The sequence below is a fragment of the Lentzea sp. NPDC006480 genome (genome assembly GCF_040611995.1).
Taxonomy (GTDB): domain Bacteria; phylum Actinomycetota; class Actinomycetes; order Mycobacteriales; family Pseudonocardiaceae; genus Lentzea.
Genome location: NZ_JBEXPJ010000330.1, coordinates 1 through 2,492, shown reverse-complemented (window position 1 = coordinate 2,492; position 2,492 = coordinate 1). Strand labels below are relative to the sequence as shown.

2 protein-coding genes are annotated in these 2,492 nt (G+C 68.6%); both read right to left on the bottom strand.

Annotation, left to right across the window (positions count from 1 at the left end):
• Positions 1–479, bottom strand: a 479-nt coding sequence (locus tag ABZX92_RS45660) for a hypothetical protein (RefSeq protein ID WP_355572392.1), incomplete at its 3' end; no start/stop codon positions are given.
• Positions 480–482: 3 nt separating this feature from the next.
• Positions 483–2,492, bottom strand: a 2,010-nt coding sequence (locus ABZX92_RS45655; RefSeq protein WP_355572390.1) for a PKD domain-containing protein, incomplete at its 5' end; no start/stop codon positions are given.

Genomic DNA, 2,492 nt, shown 5'->3' with positions numbered 1-2,492 from the left:
GGCTTGATCGCCTCGGCGAGGTGCTCGGGTTCGCCTTTCGCAGCCAGCGTCGCGGGGTCGACCGAGGCGACCGTGCCACTGCGGACGTCGACCACGTACAGCGCGTCCGGCGCCGGCAGGACGATCAGCCCGTCGCTGGCCGGCAGCACCGGCACCGGAGTGGAAACCCGTTCGGTGGCGCTGTCGACGCTGCTCAGCCGGCCGGTTTCCCGGTTGAGCACGAGGGCTGAGCTACCCCGTTGGGCGAGGCTCAACGTCGTACCGGCCTCGGCGACCGGCACGTGGGCCGCCACCTCGGCGGCAGCACCGTCCACCAGAGTCGCCTGGCCGGTCTGGCTGGACGCCAGCCAGGCCGTGCCGGCACGCATGCGCACCTGCGCGGTGTGATAGCCCGGTCCCACCACGAGAACCGCCGCGGTGATCGCTGCGACGGCGGTGAGCGCGGTCAGGAGCCGGGTACGTCGAGTCAGTGGTTTCATCGGTCAGTCGATCCCTTCCAGCAAGATCAAACTGAAGGAGTTGCCGGCCGCGACGGACATCACGCCCCGGTTGTACTCGCGAGGCACCGCAACAGCGCCGTCGCCCCACCCGATCGCGGTGCCGTCCGCCTTCACCGCCAAGACGTGTTCGTCGCGGCAGTCCATCGCGATCACACCGCTCTTCGCGTTCGGCGGCACGAGATACACGATGGAGCGGATGTCGCCCCAGCTGGCGACGGAACCGTTTGCCTTCAACGCCAAGCCGGCTCGTTGCCCCAGGGCAAGTGCACGCACATCACCAGTGGTGATCCTGGACGGCACCGGCGACTGACGATTCGAGACGTCGCCCCAGACGACGACGGAGCCGTCTGCCTTCAACGCCGCACTTGTGATCGGCCCGGCGGCGATCGCGACGACACCGCTGGACGCCTGCGCGGGTACTGCCGTCTGCCCATTTCCGTTGCTGCCCCAGGCGACCACGGAGCCATCAGCTCTCAACGCCATGCTGAGCGCCCACCCGGCGGCGATCGCCACCACACCACTTCGGGCAGCTTCCGGAACATCCGCCTGACCCCAGCGGCCGCCCCAGGCGACCACGGAGCCGTCCACCTTCAACGCCATGCTGTGCTCGTCCCCGGCGGCGATCGCCAGGACGCCGCTCAACGCCTGCGGGGGCACCGTCACCTGCCCTTGCTGGTTGTCGCCCCAGGCGACCACGGAGCCGTCCGCCTTCAACGCCAACGAGTGAGTGCGTGCCGCGTCGATCGCGATCACGCCGCTGTCGGCCGCCTTCGGAATGTCCAACTGGTGCAGGAAGTTGTCGCCCCAGCCCCTGACGGTGCCTCGTACGACGGTGAACGACTGGGCCGACTGCGCAGTCTGGTATCCCTTCGCGACGGTGAGCGCGACGGTGTATTCGCCCGGTGCGGTGAACGCGTGGTCGAACTCGGCGGTCGTCGCGGTCACCTCGGGTAGCCGCTGACCTCGCCTGGTCACAGTCCACTCCCACCTGTCCGGCTTCCGGGTGGTGTCAGAGCTGAAGTGCACCGACTCCCCGATCACCGGCCTGGGCCTGCGGACGTTGAGCGAGGTGATCCGCGGCGGAGGTCCCGGTGGCTCGACGGTCACCGTGGTCTCCGCTTCAGCCCGCGTGCCCGTGTCGAAGGTGGCAGTCGCGCGGACGGTGAAGACACCAGCCTCGGACCAGCTGTGCCGGACCGAAGAGCCGGACGCGTTGGTTCCGTCGCCGAAGGACCACTGGATGGTGGTGTCGGAGGCGGGCTGGAGCACGAAGGTCAGTTCGAACTCGTCGCCGGCGACACCGAGGTTGCCTGGTTCGACCACGATGGACGCCGTGGGACTCGGCGCCGGAACCGTCAGATCGGGCGGGCTGGTCTGGTGGGGCAGCCCCAGCCCGATCTCCGGATTCTCGTGGCCGACCTTCTTCATCTCGTCCGTCCGCGTGGACTGGTCCGGCGTCGGGGAGAGATCGTCCGCGGCCGGGTGCTCGGTGTACTTGGTGATCGTCCGCACGTCGCCCCACAAGTCGAGCACGCCGGCCCGATTTCCGTTGGGGTCGTTGAAGAAGACAAAGCCGTCGTGGGCGATCAGCTCGAACGGTGTCGGCTGCTCGAACAGCTGGCGCTGGGCGACCACGCGCGAGCCGACCAGGTCGACGATCGTGGCCTGACCGGTGGAGTAGTCGGGCACCACCGCGTGGTCGTCGACCTCGACCGGTTTTCCGAGCTCGGCACCGGCGGAACTGACCTGCACGGGCTCAGCACATGAATTCGTGTCGAAACCGCACGAGACCAGCTCGCCGCGGTGGGGAACCGCGATCAGCAGCCGGGGACGTGCGGTGGAGCCGCTGACGATCACCGCGTCGTCGGCGGGCAGATCGAGCTGGATCGTCTGGGTGGCCGCGCCGGTTTCGGGGTCGAGCAGTTCGGCTGTGCGGTGTTCGGGGTCGATCAGTGCGGGCTGGTCGTGTGTGATCGTGAGGTGACTGTTCCT